15 protein-coding genes and 5 tRNA genes are annotated in these 16,072 nt (G+C 36.3%); 15 read left to right on the forward strand and 5 right to left on the reverse strand.

The window, feature by feature from the left end:
• Positions 1–5 precede the first annotated feature (5 nt).
• Together CEF16_RS01875 and CEF16_RS01880 are read right to left on the reverse strand one after the other, a co-directional pair.
• The gene (locus tag CEF16_RS01875) at positions 6–2,120 is read right to left on the reverse strand and encodes an RNA degradosome polyphosphate kinase (RefSeq protein ID WP_091587177.1); all 2,115 of its coding nucleotides are present in this window, start codon (positions 2,118–2,120) and stop codon (positions 6–8) included.
• Between the two features lie 64 nt (positions 2,121–2,184).
• Positions 2,185–3,750, reverse strand: a complete 1,566-nt coding sequence (locus CEF16_RS01880; RefSeq protein ID WP_091587178.1) for a Ppx/GppA family phosphatase — start codon at positions 3,748–3,750, stop codon at positions 2,185–2,187.
• A 174-nt stretch (positions 3,751–3,924) separates the two neighbouring features.
• Between CEF16_RS01880 and CEF16_RS01885 the strand changes: the two genes are divergently transcribed.
• The 5 genes from CEF16_RS01885 (at position 3,925) to CEF16_RS01905 (ending at position 7,440) form a co-directional block, all read left to right on the forward strand.
• A complete protein-coding gene (locus tag CEF16_RS01885; RefSeq protein ID WP_091587179.1) occupies positions 3,925–4,698 on the forward strand; it encodes a metal ABC transporter ATP-binding protein in 774 nt (257 codons plus the stop codon).
• 1 nt (position 4,699) lies between these two features.
• Complete coding sequence (locus CEF16_RS01890) at positions 4,700–5,569, forward strand: metal ABC transporter permease (RefSeq protein WP_091587180.1); 870 nt, start codon at positions 4,700–4,702, stop codon at positions 5,567–5,569.
• A 63-nt stretch (positions 5,570–5,632) separates the two neighbouring features.
• Complete coding sequence (locus CEF16_RS01895; protein WP_091587181.1) at positions 5,633–6,466, forward strand: metal ABC transporter permease; 834 nt, start codon at positions 5,633–5,635, stop codon at positions 6,464–6,466.
• Entirely contained in the window at positions 6,466–6,897 is a 432-nt protein-coding gene (locus CEF16_RS01900; protein WP_091587182.1) for a Fur family transcriptional regulator, read from the forward strand. Before CEF16_RS01895 ends, CEF16_RS01900 begins: the two co-directional genes overlap by 1 nt.
• Before the next feature lie 120 nt (positions 6,898–7,017).
• Positions 7,018–7,440: a DUF4190 domain-containing protein gene (locus tag CEF16_RS01905; RefSeq protein ID WP_233269385.1), complete on the forward strand. Its 423-nt coding sequence runs from the start codon at positions 7,018–7,020 to the stop codon at positions 7,438–7,440.
• Positions 7,441–7,613: 173 nt separating this feature from the next.
• Here CEF16_RS01905 and ispG read toward each other — a convergent pair whose 3' ends face one another.
• Complete coding sequence (gene ispG, locus CEF16_RS01910; RefSeq protein WP_091587183.1) at positions 7,614–8,717, reverse strand: flavodoxin-dependent (E)-4-hydroxy-3-methylbut-2-enyl-diphosphate synthase; 1,104 nt, start codon at positions 8,715–8,717, stop codon at positions 7,614–7,616.
• Positions 8,718–8,851: 134 nt separating this feature from the next.
• Complete coding sequence (locus tag CEF16_RS01915) at positions 8,852–9,190, reverse strand: hypothetical protein (protein ID WP_091587184.1); 339 nt, start codon at positions 9,188–9,190, stop codon at positions 8,852–8,854.
• A gap of 111 nt (positions 9,191–9,301) precedes the next feature.
• Here CEF16_RS01915 and CEF16_RS01920 point away from each other — a divergent pair, with 111 nt between their 5' ends.
• Positions 9,302–10,195, forward strand: a complete 894-nt coding sequence (locus tag CEF16_RS01920) for a DUF1002 domain-containing protein (RefSeq protein ID WP_245917737.1) — start codon at positions 9,302–9,304, stop codon at positions 10,193–10,195.
• Between the two features lie 216 nt (positions 10,196–10,411).
• Positions 10,412–11,053, forward strand: a complete 642-nt coding sequence (locus tag CEF16_RS01925) for an NfeD family protein (protein ID WP_091587185.1) — start codon at positions 10,412–10,414, stop codon at positions 11,051–11,053.
• A 33-nt stretch (positions 11,054–11,086) separates the two neighbouring features.
• Here CEF16_RS01925 and CEF16_RS01930 read toward each other — a convergent pair whose 3' ends face one another.
• On the reverse strand, positions 11,087–11,869 hold the full coding sequence (locus CEF16_RS01930; RefSeq protein ID WP_091587186.1) for a DUF1189 domain-containing protein: 783 nt from the start codon (positions 11,867–11,869) through the stop codon (positions 11,087–11,089).
• Between the two features lie 261 nt (positions 11,870–12,130).
• On the opposite strand from CEF16_RS01930, the gene CEF16_RS01935 reads away from it, so the two are divergent.
• The 8 genes from CEF16_RS01935 to CEF16_RS01970 all read left to right on the forward strand — a co-directional run bounded on the left by CEF16_RS01935 (position 12,131) and on the right by CEF16_RS01970 (position 16,002).
• Positions 12,131–13,753 carry a Na/Pi cotransporter family protein gene (locus CEF16_RS01935; RefSeq protein ID WP_091587187.1) on the forward strand — a complete coding sequence of 541 codons (1,623 nt, stop codon included), beginning with the start codon at positions 12,131–12,133 and terminating at the stop codon, positions 13,751–13,753.
• An 86-nt stretch (positions 13,754–13,839) separates the two neighbouring features.
• Positions 13,840–14,325: a DUF456 domain-containing protein gene (locus CEF16_RS01940; RefSeq protein WP_091587188.1), complete on the forward strand. Its 486-nt coding sequence runs from the start codon at positions 13,840–13,842 to the stop codon at positions 14,323–14,325.
• A 93-nt stretch (positions 14,326–14,418) separates the two neighbouring features.
• A tRNA-Asn gene (locus CEF16_RS01945) sits at positions 14,419–14,493 on the forward strand.
• Positions 14,494–14,497: 4 nt separating this feature from the next.
• A tRNA-Met gene (locus tag CEF16_RS01950) sits at positions 14,498–14,574 on the forward strand.
• Positions 14,575–14,640: 66 nt separating this feature from the next.
• Positions 14,641–14,716, forward strand: a tRNA-His gene (locus tag CEF16_RS01955).
• Positions 14,717–14,741: 25 nt separating this feature from the next.
• A tRNA-Ile gene (locus tag CEF16_RS01960) sits at positions 14,742–14,818 on the forward strand.
• A 73-nt stretch (positions 14,819–14,891) separates the two neighbouring features.
• Positions 14,892–14,986 (forward strand) — tRNA-Ser (locus tag CEF16_RS01965).
• Between the two features lie 404 nt (positions 14,987–15,390).
• Positions 15,391–16,002: a superoxide dismutase gene (locus CEF16_RS01970; protein WP_091587189.1), complete on the forward strand. Its 612-nt coding sequence runs from the start codon at positions 15,391–15,393 to the stop codon at positions 16,000–16,002.
• The last annotated feature ends 70 nt before the right edge of the window (positions 16,003–16,072 follow it).

Here is a 16,072-nt window from a genome sequence, read left to right on the forward strand (position 1 = left end):
GGTATTTATTCATCTTCATATTCTTTCCATTGAGAAGCCATTTCAAAAAATGCGAGCTGACTTTCCAACGGTTTTTCTTCCGTATTTCGCGAAACATATCCATAATTGCCTGTTTTATCTTGTACTCGTGCTTTAATATTGTCACTCAATGTGAGGTTCAATACATTTCGCAATCGTTCCTTTAACGTATAATCTAAGATAGGAAACATGATTTCGATACGTTTATCCATGTTACGGGTCATCCAATCAGCAGAAGATAAAAAAAGTTTATCTTTACCATTATTATGGAAGTAAAAAATGCGCGTATGTTCTAGAAAACGACCAACGATGCTTCGTACTTTTATGTTTTCACTTATCCCTTTGATACCTGGCCGAAGACAGCAAATCCCTCTAACAATAAGGTCAATAGAAACACCAGCAATAGAAGCTTCGTACAATTTTAAGATAAGTGGTTTATCAGTTAATGAGTTCATTTTTACAATAATTTTGCCATTTCCATGTTTTTCGTGAAGGGCTATTTCTTCATCTATAAGCTGTAATAAATGTTCACGTATTTCCCCTGGAGATGTGCTGATTTGATTCCAAACCGGTTTTTTTCTATAGCCACTAAGATAATTAAAAAAATTAGTAGCATCTTCTCCAAATTCTTGTTTGCTAGTAAATAACCCCATATCGGTGTAAAGTTTTGCCGTTGAATCATTATAATTTCCAGTCCCCAGATGAACGAAGCGTTTAATTGTTCCATTTTGTTTTTTGACAACCAGGGTGATTTTACTATGCGTTTTTAAACCCGTTATGCCATAAATAACATGAACGCCTGATTTTTCTAATTTTTTAGCCCATTGAATATTGTTTTCCTCATCAAAACGTGCTTTTAGTTCAACCAATACAGTAACTTGTTTTCCATTGCCAGCCGCTTTTTCAAGGGCTTTTATGATAGGGGAATCCCCGCTTACACGATATAATGTTTGTTTAATAGCTAATACTTCTGGATTTCTAGCTGCTTTGCTAATAAACTCAATAACAGGCTGAAATGATTCATATGGATGATGAAGTAATATATCTCTTCTTAAAATAGTTGCAAAGATGTCTTCTTCCCCCATTAAATCTTGGGGCGGCTGAGGGATAATTGATTCATGGACGAGATGATCATATTCACCTGCCAGCTTGTTCCGTAACGGCAGTAAAAACGTGAGATCTAAAGGCCCTCGAAAGTGATATACATCCTTTTCATGTATTTCTAATTCAAACGTGAGATAGTCGAGCATTTCTGCATCCATCAGCCCCTCTTGATACTCAAGGCGAACAGCAGCCCCCCATTTTCTTTTTTTAAGTTCTTTTTCGATTTCGCTGAGTAAATCACGTGCACCTTCTTCATGTATGGTTAAATCAGCATTTCTAGTAATACGAAAAGGAGATACCGACATTACTTCATATCCTTCAAATAGATCACCAATAAATTCACTGATCACTTGTTCAAGCATGATAAAACTCGTTTTGGAATCGGAAGACTCAGGGAGCTCTACGAAACGGTTTAAAACAGAAGGGACTTGTACGATTGCTAAACTTCTTTTTGATTGTGTTTCTTTTTTTTGTAAGAAAACAGCAAGGTTTATAGATTTATTTAGCAGCATCGGAAACGGGCGGTAAGCATCTACAGCCATAGGAGTTAACACAGGGAATACATATTCTTTAAAGTAAAATTTTAAATAACGCATCTGCTCGTCATTTAATTCTTTTACTGTCAAAAAAGAAATGCGTTCACGTGAGAGAAGAGGAAGCAAAGTTTCTACATAATAATTGTCCTGTAAACGTACCAATGCACGGTTTTTCTCAGTAATCGCGCTTAATTGTTGTTTGGGAGTTAATCCAGCTTTATTTTCCGGTTTGTTAAAACCTGCTTTAACTTGATCCTTTAAACCTGCAACCCTAACCATGAAAAATTCATCGAGGTTTGAGCTGAAGATACCTAAAAATTTTAATCGTTCGAGGAGGGGATTTCTTTCGTCTAAGGCTTCTTCGAGAACTCTTTCATTGAAAGCAAGCCAGCTTAGTTCTCGGTTATTATAATAAGCAGCATTATTTAAATTAGGTAATTTGGATCCTAACTTGACAGACATTAATATCTCACCTTTCTAGTACAAAACCTTTTCTGAGTTGCAGAACTATATTACCATTTAAATATTAATTTTTTGTAAATTTTGAGTGAGAAGTAAAATGAAGATGTACTGACCTTTTAATTGCTTTTTCAATGTGCTTTTTATATTTATTGCTTTTTACTTCTTCAAAATAACTATTTATATTTTTTCGGCAGCAAATGTACAAATGAAGAGTTCTTCCGATTTTTTTGGCAGTAAGGTCTTGTACTACTTTTCGCTGCGTCCTGTTTAAAGAATAGGACAGTTTTAAAATACTTCCTAATAGTTCGTATCGTTTATATTCTTCTTTAGTGATTAACGATTTAAACGGACGAATAAAGCGTTTGTACCAGGACTTTGACTTGAATGAAGCAATACAAGCCATAGCGAGCCTGTCTGGATGAGAAATTCCATCGATAGACCTATTCGTTAAAACATAAAACGTATGCTGGCTGCTCGCTTCATGGCTGATAAATTCACCCATATATAAGACTCTTGCACTTTGTTTTAATAAATAAATGTTTTTATCATTTTGAAACACTGCAGGCAGATAAGGTTCCATTGCTCTGTAAAGCTTGTGGGCAATTTTTCCAACTTCCAGGACATAATCTTCATTGATTTCAAATTCCCGGCTTAATTGATAAAAGCTTTCTTCAGAAACGTCTGGAAAGTAATCCATCGAATAATCCCTTAACATCTCCTCGAACAAAAGACCGTCTCTTAACCCTTTATTACTCATTAAAAAATAATCAGCTGCTGTATATTCGACCAGCATAAAGATCACCCTGACAGCAGGAATGATGACATCTGCTCTATCTTTAGATAAACCATCAATATTTTCCCTTTCTTTGAGGGAAGAATTCTCTAACAGTGCCATCGTCGTCTTTATATCATCAGGATCCATTTTATATTGATGCAGACCTGCAAGAGAATAATTAATTTGTGATTGGTGGACAAGAGACATATTACGAGCACTTCCGCCAATTCCAATGATCGGAAGGTTTTTTGTTTGTTTCAGCCAAGGAAGGGTTGAAAATTGTTCCTTAATAAAATGTGTTAGTTTTTGCAGATCATTTTTATCTGGTTCTTTTTTTGGGAAAAATTGTTTTTTTAATGTTAGAGCGCCGAACGGAAAACTGTGTGAGTGAACTAGATTTTTGTTTTGAAATAGTGTAATTTCTGTGCTTCCCCCGCCGATATCGATAGTAATACCATCGGAAAGAAAAGTAGAATTAACAACGGCAAGATATCCATAATAAGCTTCTTCTTCTTCCGTCAGCACGCGTACTTGAAGAGAAGTTTCCTGGTGAATAAATGAAAGAATTGCTTTACGATTACTAGCATTTCGAATAGCAGCTGTTGCTATTGCTTTTATATTTTTTATATTATGAAAATGGATGACTTCCTCTATTTGCTGCAGAGACCTTTTTAATATAGTGAATCCTTCATTTGTTAATCTGTTTTCATGATCAATGTGATTACTTAGCCGTGCTGTTTTTTTAAGGTTATGTATTTCTTTGGACCTCCCTTTTTCATCCACGTCATGTATAACAAGCCGAATAGAGTTTGAACCTATATCAATCACTGCAATTTTTTCTTTATTTTGAGGCATGTTATTTCCTCCCAGTATAAATTTGTTTATTATTCATTATCTTAAATGCTGATTCCTGAAAGAACAAGAAAAGGATAAGCTCTATGATTTACAACAAAATGCAGATCCTGTATACTCAAACAAGTATAAATCGTAATGATTCTTATCAGTTTCCGATTCAAATGAGGTGAGCTTATGTATAAACATACGCAAGAAAGCTTAGCTGTTCAAATAAATAATGTGTCATTTCAGTATGGAAACCAGCCTGTACTAGAAAATATTGACCTTACAATAAAAAAGGGCTCGTTTTTAGGACTAGTAGGGCCTAATGGTTCTGGAAAATCTACATTAATTAAAATTTTGCTTGGATTAAAAAAACCTATGGAAGGTGAAGTGAGTCTGTTTAATACGCCGCTTCAAAAATTTAAACAGTGGGAAAAAATAGGATATGTTTCCCAAAAAGCAAATAGTTTTAACACCGGTTTTCCTGTTACAGTTTATGAAGTAGTTTCCATGGGTCTTTATGGAAAAGTAGGCTTATTAAGATTCTTAAACCGCAAGCATAAAAAACAAATTCATAAAGCATTGCAAAGGGTTGGAATGAGTGATTTTAAAGATCGAAACATTGGAGAGTTATCAGGGGGGCAGCAGCAGCGAGTTTTTATTGCTCGAGCACTCGTTAGCAATCCTGAAATCTTGATTTTAGATGAACCGACAGTAGGTGTGGATTCATCTTCTGTACAGCATTTTTATAAGCTGCTGACACAGTTGAACCAAGAAAAAAACATAACGCTTCTTCTTGTCACCCATGATATAGGAGTCATGACAAGCTATGTATCAGATGTTGCATGCTTAAATAAAACCCTTCATTTTCATGGTTCTTCAAAAGATTTCGAAGAAAGTGATTTATCATCTTTATACGGTCATGATGTACAAGTTATTACTCATGATCATGGAGGTGCACATTAAAATGCTGGACTCCTTTTTTAAATATGAATTTCTTCAAAATGCATTTTTTGTGGGCCTAATGATTGGATTTTTAGCACCTGTTTTAGGTGTATTTATTGTAGTGAGAAAACTAGCTTTAATTACTGATGCATTATCTCATATTACGTTAACAGGCATCGCATTTCATTTGCTGATTGCTCAAAGTGCCGTTTGGCTGCAGCCGGTCAATCCGTTATATATGGGAATGGTTTTTTCAGTGGCAGGTTCCTTGTTTATGGAAAAGCTTCGTAACGTATACACAGCTTATCAAGAATTAGCTATTCCGATCATATTATCTTCAGGAATAGGTCTTGGTGTCGTATTTATTTCTTTAGCAGATGGCTTCAATAACGATCTTTTTAATTATTTATTTGGCAGTGTTATTGCGGTGACACTAAATGATTTATGGACCATTGCTTTTGTAACGGCTGCTATTGCTGGATTATTATTGTTTTTATATAAAGAATTACTTTTTTTATCGTTTGATGAAGAGCAGGCGAAAGTCAGCGGTATTCCAGGAAAATGGATAAATTCTCTTTTTATTATAATGACAGCACTAGTGATTGCTTCATCCATGAGGATTGTCGGCATTCTGCTTGTTTCTTCTTTAATGATACTGCCTGTCGCAGCTGCTATTCAATTAGCTAAAAGTTTTAAGCAAATGTTTTTATATGCAGTCTTAATTGGAGAAACATCAGTCATAACAGGGCTGGTATCTGCTTTCTATTTAAATCTGGCTCCTGGTGGAATGATTGTTATTATCGCTCTAACCCTATTACTAGTTGTTTTATTTGGCAGAAAATTAGCAGGACTGCCGCTTCAGACATTTAGAAAAAAAGTCCAGAGTGTGTAGTTTGTGTAATTAGGTGTGTATCTTGTAAAATATATTGTAACTATAAAAAATGAGATGATAGGAATGGAATTGTCATTTATTGAACGTGGAATAGTTGCAGCGGTACTTATAGGCTTTATTGCACCGATGATAGGATCAATATTAGCTGTACGCCGTGCTTCCATCATTTCTGATTCGCTTTCACATGTGACGTTGACAGGTATTTCGGCAGGAGTCTTGCTTGGACAAACCGTGAACTTTATCGAAATAAATCCGCTATATACTGGATTTGTTTTTTCTCTTATAGGTTCTTTAATCATAGAAAAATTAAGGCAAACGTATTACCATTTTCAAGAACTTGCAGCTCCAATCATTTTATCTGCAGGAGTTGGGATAAGTGCCGTAATTATGAGTGCATCACGTACTGGTTACAGTGATTGGTATGACTATTTGTTTGGCAGTATTGTTTCAGTGACTGGTGAAGATTTAGTTTTTATTATATCAACTGCTTTAGCAGTAATAATCATCTTTCTTTTGCTTTATAAGGAATTCGTTTCTGTGTCATTTGATCAAGAACATGCTAAGGTTTCAGGAATCTCCATAAAATGGATTAACTTTCTATTTTCTCTGCTTGTAGCCTTAGTTATTTCAATGTCGATGAAAGTCGTTGGGGTATTGCTGGTTGGAGCACTTGTATCTCTTCCAGTTGCTGCAGCTTTACAAGTTGCAAAAAGTTTTAAACAATTACTTTTATGGGGAATAATTTTAGGAGAAGCAGCCGTTTTAGCAGGTGTATATTTTTCATATCATTTTGATATTGCAACAGGAGGAATGATTGTTGTCACTTCTTCATTTTTATTACTTATTATTTTAATTCAGAAAAATTTCCGGTATGCGTTTGACGGGAGGAAGAGATGATGAACGTACAACAAGCGTTGAATAGATTAAAAAAAGAAGGATTTAAATTCACTGGCAAGAGAGAAAAACTGCTTCACCTTTTTGCTGAAGAGAAGCGTTATTTATCGGCTAAGGATGTATTAACATTCATGCAAAAATTGTATCCCGGTGTTAGTTTTGACACTGTATATCGAAACTTGGCCTTATTTGAAGAAATGGGAATACTGGAAATGACTGAACTTGAAGGAGAAAAACGTTTCAGGTTCAGCTGCTCGACGACAAAGCACCATCATCATTTAATTTGTTTAGAATGCGGAAAAACAAAACAAATCCATTCTTGTCCGATGGATTGGATTGAAGAAAGTGTAGAAGGCGAATTTGAAGTGACCGGTCATAAATTTGAAATATACGGTTACTGTACAGAATGTCAAACGCTTACTGTGCAAAATTAACACCAATGGAACGGTTGTTTGAAATTGGCAGTTTGAAAGGATAGCCCCGTGGGATAATAAGAATGCTCTTTTTTGTATGGTTTTTAAGAAACTTGAAAAGAGCAGGGAGGGGGCAGCAGCATGGACGAAATGGATAAGCAAAATAATGAGTTGGAAAATGAGGCGAATCTTCTTGCAAACGAAGGAGAATATCCAGAAGATAATCTCGCGGATACAGATTATAATATGGAAACAGCTTCAGAAGTAGCAGCTCCTGGAATTGGCAATCGCTCGAATTTAGCAGAACCTGAACGAGAAGAAGAAGAGCAGGATGCGACAATGGAAGCAAATGTCAATGATGAATCCATGGGAAAAGGACTTGGTATAACAGCATTGATTTTAAGCATCTGTTCTTTATTTTTCTTACCCGTGATAACAGGTGGGGCAGGAATAGTCCTCGGTATTTTTGCAGCACGAAAAGGAGCAAATGCTTTAGGATATTGGTCTATCGGTTTAGGTGCTTTTTCGATTGCTATGACCGTCATTTTTGCACCATTTTTCTAGTTACAAAGCAACCTTTTCCAATTTTATTAGGAAAATGGAAAAAGAAAAGAGCTGTTCCGAAAAATCGGAACAGCTCTTTTAAATAAAAAAGGTGTAAACAGTAATAACTACTCAAAAAAGCCAAGCAAAACTATGACTTCCGCCCTTGGGAGATGGCAATAATCCAAGTTTTTCTAATTAGGTGCTGCAGTTTCTTCTTTTTTATAATGTTCTTCCGCTATTTTATCGACTTCTTTTTTTAATTCCTCTACCATGGTTTCTTCTGGAACCTTCCGTATAATCTCTCCATGACGGAATAAGAGACCTTCTCCGCGAGCACCGGCAATGCCAATGTCAGCTTCTCTTGCTTCTCCTGGCCCGTTAACGGCACAGCCAAGCACCGCCACTTTAATTGGTGCTTTAATAGTGGAAATGTAATCTTCTACTTCATTTGCAATGCTTATAAGGTCAATTTCAATGCGTCCGCAGGTTGGACAAGAAATCAGCGTTGCTGCATTAGAAGCCAGCCCGAATGTTTTTAGTAGTTCTCTGCCAACTTTTACTTCTTCAACCGGATCCGCACTTAAGGAAATACGTAATGTGTTTCCAATGCCTTTACTTAAAATAGCGCCAAGTCCTGCCGAACTTTTCACCGTTCCAGCAAATTGCGTTCCTGATTCCGTAATCCCTAAATGAAGAGGATAAGAAAATGCTTTGGCTGCTTTTTCATATGCTTCAATAGCGAGATTTACATCAGAGGCTTTCATTGAAACAATAATGTCATAAAAATCCAAATCCTCAAGGATTTTAATATGATGCAAAGCACTTTCTACCATACCATCTGCAGTCGGATAACCATATTTATCTAAGATTCGCTTTTCAAGTGAACCGGCATTCACACCAATACGAATAGGTATGTTTTTCTCTTTTGCCGCTTTCACTACGGCTTCTACTTTTTCTCGCTTCCCAATGTTACCAGGATTAATTCGAATCTTGTCTGCTCCGCCTTCGATAGCTTTAAGAGCGAGCCTATAATCAAAGTGTATATCAACCACAAGCGGAATGCTTATCCTTTTTTTTATTTCAGGAATTGCTTCTGCGGCTTTCATATCCGGACACGCAACACGAACGATTTGGCACCCGGCTTCTTCTAAACGTTTTATTTCAGTGACTGTTTTTTCTACATCATGGGTTTTTGTGGTGGTCATACTTTGAACGACCACTTCATCATTTCCGCCAATAACCAGATTCCCTACTTTTACAGGTCTGGTTTCTGTACGGTGAGTGATATGGCTCATGTATCCATTCGCCCCTTTTGTGGTTATTAGTGTGATAATTTTGGTGGCTTTTATGGTTATTTAAAATGATCACGTGGTTATTGTATCAGCGTTTTGAATGATTTGGCAAGCAGAGCTGTTCCTCGTTAGCAGCATTATGAATTCGATTCATAAACTGGAAAGAAATATGACTTGTCCACTTGAATGCTTTCTGGAGACAAACCATTATTTAATTTCTCAAAGTCGCTGCTGATTTGTTCGATTGAAGCTGGAACGGGGCCGTCATGCAGCTTTTCAACAACAGATAATACGGTTTGGCCAGGTTCAACTGTAACTTCTATTTTATTTTGGTCGTCTAAGGTATCAGAAGAAGGGAGGGACGTCGAACTGCTATCTGATTCCATCGGTGGTGTAAATAATGTACCTTCAGTTATATCATAATATATGGAAGTACAAACTAGTAAAAAAAGAAGAAAAAATAACAGTTTTTTCATTTTCCTTAATCCTCCATTACATTCATAAAAGTTATAATGTATACGTATGAGTAATATAGTGTTTTATGCTTCAAAGTTGGACAAGTTGAAAAAAGGAGAGTTGGATTATAAATGAAAATGTGGAATAGGGTATTGCTCGGATTTATAACTTCAGTGATTATAGCTAGTGTTCCTTCTGCTGCGTTTGCAGATGCTGCAGAAGGAGAAGTTACAGTAACTTTAGGTGAAGACCTAAGTGAAAAGCAAAGAAGCAGTTTGCTTGAAGAAATGGATGTGGCTGAGGACGTCGAAGTGGTAACAGTAACAAATGAAGAAGAACACGACTATTTAGGAGATTACATGGATGCTTCTGATATTGGGAGTAAAGCGTTGTCGTCTTCCAAAATTACAGCAGGCAATGAAGGCAAAGGAATTAATGTGGAAACGAATCATATTACGAAAGTGACGGAAGGTATATATGCCAATACGTTAGTCACAGCGGGGGTTGAGGATGCAGATGTTTATATAACCGCTCCTTTTGATGTATCAGGTACCGCAGCTCTTACAGGTATTATTAAAGCGTATGAAATTCAAAACGACATCGATATTCCTGAAGAGCAGAAAAAAGTGGCTAATGAGGAAATGGTAAAAACCTCGGAACTTGGGGAACGTATAGGTATGGAAGAAGCAACAGAGCTCATCACAAGAATTAAAGAAGAAATCGGTGATCAACCAGTTGAATCAGAAGAAGATTTACGCGATTTAATTGAGAGAATTGCGAATGAAATGGGTATTGAGTTAACAGATGAGGAAATGGAAGGACTTGTTTCCTTGTTTAATCGTATGAAAAATTTAAATATCGATTGGAACCAAGTGCAAGATCAAATCACACATATACGAGATAATTTAGACGAATTCTTAAATCGGGAAGATACGCAATCGTTTATCTCCAGCTTTTTAGATTTTATTAATGAATTAATTGATTCACTCAGAAGCTGGTTTGGCGGAGAAAACGAATCAGCTTAACAAAAAATAATTTAAAAAAAGGTTTGCACAGTTTATCGTGCAAGCCTTGTTTTTTTAGGTTTTTAATGTGATTATTAAGCCGACTTTTTCTTTTGGATTTTATATCGTGAAAATCTATGGAAAAAAGGATAAAATAGAAGTGAAACGGTTTAATGCTGCATACGTATACTCAATTGAACTCTATTGAATTTATGCTCAAAAAGGAGCTGAAAAATAATGGAACTGTTAAATTATGCAAGTATTGGGTTTTTAATTGTGTTTTTTGGGACCGTTTTTTTAACAGGGGAAATGTTAGTAAAAGCAAAAGGGTTATTTGCCGTTTTAGGAATAGCTTTTATGAGTTTGTTCTTTTCTGTTCATATTGACTCAGCATCTAGTATGTGGATTCTTATTTTATATGCTGCTGGTCTTGGCTTAATTATATTAGATGGAAAAGTTATCAGTGACGGAACGATAGCTGTATTAGGTGCGCTGCTTATGGGGCTTGGCATAGCTGTTCCGACACCGAACATTACGTATGGTATATTAGTTGTATTTGGATTTATAATAGGCCTTTTTGCTGCAGGACTTTTCTTAAAAGTATTTCCTCGAAGAAAATTATGGTCAAAGATAACGCTTAGAGATCGGTTGAGCGGGGAACAGGGGTATAATTCAATGAGTGACACATACAAAGCACTCGAAGGAAAAGAAGGAAAAACAATCACACCCTTCCGTCCGATAGGAACGATTACTATTGAAGGAGATCAATATAGTGCGACAAGCGGTGGACAATGGATTGAGTCCGGTGAAGAAATAGTCGTCGTATCTGTAGATGGAACAAGAATACTGGTAAAGAGAAAAGAAAATAATAACGAATAAAGAAAGAAACTGGAACAAAAACCAGTTTCTTTTTTATTCTGATACTGCTGCATTTTTTGGTTTTGGTAATTTTTTGTAAACATTGTATAACATGAAAAATGCAATGGCCCAATAGAGTGTGAAAGCAAACGGCAATTGAAATGGCAACACATCAATAAGTGCAGAAATGACAGTAGGCAGTGTCACTGTATAAGCACAAATAATCCAAATTTGACGATAGGTTAAACGAATCGGAGCGGCTTTTCTTATTAATAACCCAAATAGAGTAAGGGCAAATATTCCTATAAATTTTAAGCCAGTTGAAAATAAATAAAGTAATAGCAAAACAACAGGAATCAATATGGGAAACAATCCACTTAAAGTATCCGCAAATGTTAGGATATCATCTTTTGATAATTGAATATTTCCAGCTTGATCATACCGAAACGTTTGTATTGTGCCATCTTCTGCTATTACTACCTCTTCACGCAGTAACGCAGTAGTGTTTTCTTCTTGTTCTATATCTTCTCTAGTTATTTCTCCGGATGCATCAAAAACAATGGTTTCATTCTCATGTTCATATATTTGAGGTTCCTTTTGCTCCGAGTGAAGTTGGCCGTTTTGCAGTTGGAAGTCTGGGATTTCTTCTGAAAGTGCATTTTCTACTTTATTGGCTGTCGAAAAAATAGTGTTTGTAAATAATACGCTAACAGGAATACTAGTAATTAACATTAAGAAAAACACATAACCAATGGTTTTACCAATTCCTTGAAACCGGAAACGGCCGATATACATTGGTGAGTATAAACTTTTTAAAAACTTTTGGAATATGTTCACAACACAATCTCCTTTCTGCCGTTTTATTTTACCTTAATATTTCTAACGAAAAAAGGACTTGTTCGTTGAAAAGACGAAACAAGGGGCAGTGTTTGTTAAATTCTTCTTAAAGTTATGAGCAACAGCAAATCGATACCTTTATAAATGAAAATCTTAATAAAATCTTTACAAAAATTAAATAATTCCTCAATATTGTATAAGTACGATGTAAGAGGTTTGTCGAAAAAGGGGATATAATTTTAATCGAAGGGATGAATAGATGTGGATCTTCAAACAATCTTATTCACATTTTTAGGTGGTCTCGGTGTATTTTTATTTGGAATTAAATTTATGGGAGACGGTCTTCAAAAAATTGCTGGAGACAGGCTGAGAGAAATTTTGGACAAGTTTACAAGCAATCCTTTTATGGGTGTACTGGCCGGGATTTTTGTAACGGTATTGATTCAATCAAGCAGTGGTTCTACAGTTTTGACCGTTGGACTCGTTAATGCTGGTTTTATGACCCTTCAGCAGGCAATTGGGGTTATAATGGGAGCAAATATCGGAACAACAGTAACAGCTTTCATTATTGGTATTAAGATTGAAGATTATGCTTTACCTATTTTATTTTTAGGAACAGTTCTTATCTTTTTCTTTAAAAATAAGAAGGTTAACAATTACGGACAAGTTATTTTCGGGTTCGGCGCTCTTTTCTTTGGTCTTTCCTTAATGGGAGATGGATTAGAGCCTTTAGAAGGTTTAGAAGGCTTTAAAGAATTAACTCTTAATATGAGTGAAAATCCGCTCTTGGGTGTAGTTATAGGTGCTTTATTTACCGTATCTGTTCAAAGTTCTTCTGCCTCCATTGGTTTGCTGCAAGAACTTTATGACCAGGGCTCCCTTATGTTGGATGCTGCTCTTCCAGTGTTATTCGGTGATAATATTGGTACAACAATAACAGCTGTACTGGCTGCTCTAGGTGCTTCCGTAGCAGCAAAACGTGCAGCCCTTACGCATGTTATTTTTAACCTTATCGGGGCAACAATTATTATTATTTTATTAGTTCCGTACACTGCTTTTATTGAGAATCTGCAAGGCTGGCTGAATTTAAATAAGCCGATGACGATTGCTTTTGCACACGGAATTTTTAATGTATCGAATACAATTCTTCAGATTCCATTTGTTGGCTTGCTTGCTCTACTCGTTACAAAATTAATACCTGGTAATGAAACAGAAATTGAATATAAAGCGAAGCACCTTGATACCAGTTTTATACAGCGTTCACCTTCGATTGCGTTAGGACAGGCAAAGTCGGAGACACTTCGTATGGCAGAGTTTGCTGAAAAAGGACTTATAGAAGCTAGAAATTATTTGAAAACAAATCAAAAACGGCATTCCGAATTAACTGTTCAATTTGAAGAAGCGATCAATAATTTAGATAGAAAAATAACCGATTATCTAGTAATGATCTCTGAGCGATCTTTATCAGATGAAAATTCAAGAATGCATTCTTTGTTAATGGATACCGTCCGTGACTTAGAACGTGTCGGTGATCATATGGAAAATTTAGTCGAGCTCGTTGATTATCAGCTCACAAACAAAGTAACACTTTCAGAGGATGCGTATGCTGATTTGGAAGAAATGTTTGATTTAACAATAAACACTTTAAAAAATGCAATAAGCGCGTTAGAAAATGATGATTTAGAAGAAGCAAAAGAAGTAGTAAAACAAGAAGAAGAAATAGACAAGATGGAACGTAAACTTCGGAAGAAGCATATCTTACGACTGAATGAAGGTAAATGTTCTGGTTCGGCAGGGATCATTTTTGTTGATATTGTCAGCAACCTTGAAAGAGTTGGAGATCATTCCGTTAATATTGCAGAAGTAGTATTAGAGGAAGAATAATGTATAATAAGAAGGTGTCCAATAAAAAGGATGCCTTCTTTTCAATTATCCCGTGTTACTAGTCATAACAGGAAGGAATAAATTTTATGTTTGATACCGTATTGTATATTTTAGCGGCAATATGTTATGTCCTTGCAATAATAGGTGTTGTTTACCCAATTGTCCCTAGCGGTTTATTTTATGGAGCAGCTGTACTTATACTAGGATATATTAAAGGGTTTATGAATTTTGATGTGTCTTTTTGGATTATTCAAGGAATAATAGCCTTTTTCTTATTTTTCGTTGACTATGCTGTTAATTATTTTGGTATACAAAAGAGCGGTGGAACAAAAGCTGCAGTATGGGGCAGTTTAATTGGTATTGTTATCGGTCCCTTTATCATCCCGGTTATTGGTATTCTCATTGGTGCAATCGCCGGAGCCATCATAGGGCAGGTGTTTTCAGGAGAAAAATCGTGGAAAAAAATAGGGAAAGTCGGATTTGGATCTGTCGCTGGTTTTATTGTAAGTGTATTATTAAAAGGAATTGTATTAATTTCAAATATGATTTATCTTCTTATTAAAATTATATAAAAAAATTGGATGAAGTTGTTGACTAGGTGTTGCTACCATGATAATATAATTATTGTCGTTGAAAAACGGATTGCTTATCTTCATAATTAAAATTCCACAGTAGCTCAGTGGTAGAGCTATCGGCTGTTAACCGATCGGTCGCAGGTTCGAATCCTGCCTGTGGAGCCATTTTGGCGGTGTAGCTCAGCTGGCTAGAGCGTACGGTTCATACCCGTGAGGTCGGGGGTTCGATCCCCTCCGCCGCTACCATATTATTAAAAATTAAACTAGTTTTAAAAACACATTGGAAAAAAACGGGAAGTTTATTCCTAAATGGCGGTTGTGGCGAAGTGGTTAACGCACCGGATTGTGGCTCCGGCATTCGTGGGTTCGATTCCCATCAACCGCCCCACTATTTGTTCAAAATTTTATAATATGGACCCTTAGCTCAGTTGGTCAGAGCTGACGGCTCATAACCGTCCGGTCGTAGGTTCGAGTCCTACAGGGTCCACCATTTTATAAAAAGCATGATAATCGTGCTTTTTTTGTTTACTGTTTTTACTGAATGATAGGATAATAAGGCAAACGGAGGAATACCCAAGTCCGGCTGAAGGGAGCGGTCTCGAAAACCGCCAGGAGTCTTTACGGGCTCGCGGGGGTTCGAATCCCTCTTCCTCCGCCATACATACGCCACACATAAATTTTTACCTAAACAAGGATGTATATTAAGTATATTATTACTCTTTTACCTCTCTTTTTTATTCTTTAGGAAAGTAATTAAGGATTCCGGCCAAGTCAAATTGTCGGAATCCTTAGTCTTTTCTTATTTAATTTAGCGTTGTTTTACCATAAAAAATTCACTGATCCTTAGTATTTCAATGTTTAACTCCGTAATAACTGGGGTACTGTATATGTGGTGTTTTTTCGAGAAGTTTCATAATTGTTGAAAAGAATTTAAGATTTTGGTAACGTTAAAAATGGCAGACTTATGAAACTGTTATGTTTTGTAGGTGCATCGCTTCTATTCAAGAGTTCTCAGCAAGAAAAACACCAAAAAACAAACCTTTTTAAGGAGGAGATTGAACAATGGCAAACCATCAACTACCTGAATTACCTTATGCACCAAACGCTCTTGAACCACATATCGATGAAGAAACAATGAAAATTCACCATGGGAAACACCATAACACGTATGTAACAAAACTTAATACTGCCCTTGAAGGTCAAGATGAACTTGCTGCAAAAGATGTGAACGAGCTTATCAGTGATTTAAACTCGCTTCCGGATAGCATTCGTACTGCAGTACGAAATAATGGAGGCGGCCACTCTAACCACACTCTTTTCTGGCAGATTCTAAGCCCAAATGGCGGCGGTGAACCTGGTGGAGAACTTGGAGATGCTATTAACAGTAAATGGGGAAGCTTAGATAAATTCAAAGAAGAATTTAAAAATACTGCACTAGGCCGTTTTGGCTCTGGCTGGGCTTGGCTGGTTGTTAATAATGGCGAACTTGAAATTCAAGATACACTTAATCAAGATTCTCCGATTATGGAAGGAAAAACACCTATTCTTGGCATTGATGTTTGGGAGCATGCTTATTACCTTAAATATCAAAACCGTCGTCCTGACTATGTAGAAGCATTCTGGAATGTAGTAAATTGGGACGAAGTATCTAAGCGTTACAGCGAAGCAAAATAAATCAATCAAACCGCCGCCAAATAGCGGCGGTTTTTTGCTGTCTAGAAAATACATTTTTTATTGAGGATTT

The organism is Alteribacillus bidgolensis (genome assembly GCF_002886255.1).
Classification (GTDB): domain Bacteria; phylum Bacillota; class Bacilli; order Bacillales; family Marinococcaceae; genus Alteribacillus; species Alteribacillus bidgolensis.